Below are 2341 nucleotides of genomic sequence, written 5' to 3' on the forward strand. Positions count from 1 at the left end.
ATGCTATGCTGTCTGCGTTGGTGAGTTTGGCCGAGGCACAGGAAATTCTGTCGCGTGGTTCGGAATTCTATGATATCGCCGCCGAAGAGATACGCTCGGCAATCCGGGCCCTGGAAACGCTGGTTGGCCGGATCGGGGTGGAGAATCTCCTAGATGAGATTTTCTCGAGCTTCTGTCTGGGAAAGTGAAGGAGTGTTTCACGTGAAACATTCGAAATATGATGTGATTGTGGTTGGTGGCGGGCATGCCGGCTCGGAAGCCGCTCATGCTGCCGCACGAATGGGTGCGAAAACAGTACTGATCACGCTGGATCGCAATGGAATCGGTGTGATGTCTTGCAATCCTGCTATTGGAGGATTGGGTAAGGGGCATCTTGTTCGGGAAATTGATGCCCTTGACGGAGTAATGGGCCGTGTTGCTGATCTTTCTGGGATACAATTCCGTCTCCTGAATCGCCGGAAAGGGCCTGCGGTTCAAGGTCCAAGAGCGCAATCTGACCGAACGATTTACCGTCAGGAAATGCTGAGGCTAACTGAAGCGCAACCGAACCTGGAAATTCTCGAAGGTGAAGTGACCGATTTTCTCATGTCGGGTAAGTCGGTTTCCGGTGCAGTGTTGGCTGATGGTAGTGAAGTACCGGCTAAGACGGTTATTCTCACCTCCGGAACATTTCTACGTGGCGTTATTCACATTGGAGATGTTTCCAGACCTGGAGGCCGGATTGGGGATAGACCTTCCGTACGGCTAGCTGAACGCCTGGACAGTTTTGAACTGCCCCTAGGCCGGCTGAAGACTGGTACACCGCCCCGGCTGGACGGGCGTACAATCGATTGGGACAGTCTGGAAGCCCAACCAGGGGACGATGACCCAGTTTTCTTCTCGTTTATGACAAGGGCAATAAGCGCTAAGCAAGTTTCCTGCGGGATTACCCACACAAATACACAGACACATGACATCATCCGGAAAAACCTGGAGCGGTCAGCCATGTACGGCGGGCACATTGAAGGTGTCGGTCCACGATACTGTCCGTCGATAGAAGACAAGGTTGTTCGCTTTTCTGACAAGGAATCGCATCAGATATTTTTGGAGCCGGAGGGTGTTTCGGATCACAAAGTCTACCCAAATGGAATCTCTACAAGCCTGCCGCAAGACGTTCAGGAGGCATATGTCCGGTCCATCAAGGGGCTTGAAAGAACAGAGATCCTCCAGCCAGGGTATGCAATTGAATATGACTATGTAGATCCCAGAATTTTGAGGCTGGACCTGTCCGTGAAGGACGTTCCAGGTTTGTATTTGGCCGGGCAGATAAATGGGACAACCGGATACGAGGAGGCAGCCGCACAGGGCTTGGTTGCCGGCGTGAACGCTGCGCGTATGGCTCGGAAGGAGGAACCGGTTACGTTTGGCCGGTCGACCAGCTACATAGGTGTAATGATCGACGATCTCACCACAAATGGTGTCAGCGAGCCCTACCGAATGTTTACATCCCGTGCTGAATTTCGCCTATCCTTGCGGGCAGATAACGCAGACCAGAGGCTAACGCCCAAAGCGATCGAACTGGGTTGTGTCAGCGAAGGCCGGCGGATTGCGTTCTTGGAGAAAAATGAGTGTCTGACCTCCGGTCGAAACATCTTGGAATCACAAACATTTACACCCAAGGAAGTTTCCTCGGCTGGTATACGTATCAATCAAGATGGAAACCGTCGAAATGGAATGGACGTTCTTGCGTTTCCTGATGTCTCCTTTGAGGATGTTATCCCGCTGATTCCGAAGTTGTCAGAAGTCGGAGAAGATATTCGTCGGCAGTTGGAGCGTGATGCTCTCTACGCTAACTACATTGCACGCCAAGAGCGGGAAGTTTCGGCGATGAAGAGGGATGAGGGTTATCGCTTTCCCGCCGACTTTTCATTTGAAGGAATTGAAGGTCTTTCCAAGGAACTTCAAAGCAAATTGTCCCAGTCCAGACCAGAAACTCTGGCGCAAGCTGCGCGCATTGATGGAATAACACCTGCTGCGCTTGCGCTTCTTCTCGCACGTTTGCGCCGTGGTCTTTCCAGAGAGGGGAAGACCGCGTGAAGAAAGGAATGCTTTTTGAAAGCCTTGATGTTTCACGTGAAACATTTCAGAGGCTTGAGGTGTTTGAACAGGTTATTCAAAAGTGGAACCCAAAAATAAATCTCGTATCGAAATCGAGCTTGGAACATATTTGGATGCGCCACATTGCAGATTCAATACAAGTTTTTCGTTGTACAGATCCTGCTGAGCATTGGGTCGATATAGGTAGTGGGGGCGGATTCCCCGGTCTGATTATCGCCCTTTTGGCCGCAGATGAAGAACCAAA

2 protein-coding genes and 1 pseudogene are annotated in these 2341 nt (G+C 51.2%); all 3 read left to right on the forward strand.

Going from position 1 to position 2341, the window contains the following annotated elements; all coding sequences use genetic code 11:
- Positions 1–188 (forward strand): annotated as a pseudogene (locus A2I95_RS32000) (tRNA uridine-5-carboxymethylaminomethyl(34) synthesis GTPase MnmE); the annotation flags it as partial.
- Between the two features lie 13 nt (positions 189–201).
- On the forward strand, positions 202–2076 hold the full coding sequence (mnmG, locus tag A2I95_RS32005; RefSeq protein WP_027256980.1) for a tRNA uridine-5-carboxymethylaminomethyl(34) synthesis enzyme MnmG: 1875 nt from the start codon (positions 202–204) through the stop codon (positions 2074–2076).
- An 8-nt stretch (positions 2077–2084) separates the two neighbouring features.
- On the forward strand, positions 2085–2341 hold a 257-nt coding region (locus A2I95_RS32010), incomplete at its 3' end, for an RsmG family class I SAM-dependent methyltransferase (protein WP_291736320.1).

It is taken from the genome of Leisingera sp. F5, assembly GCF_001593695.1.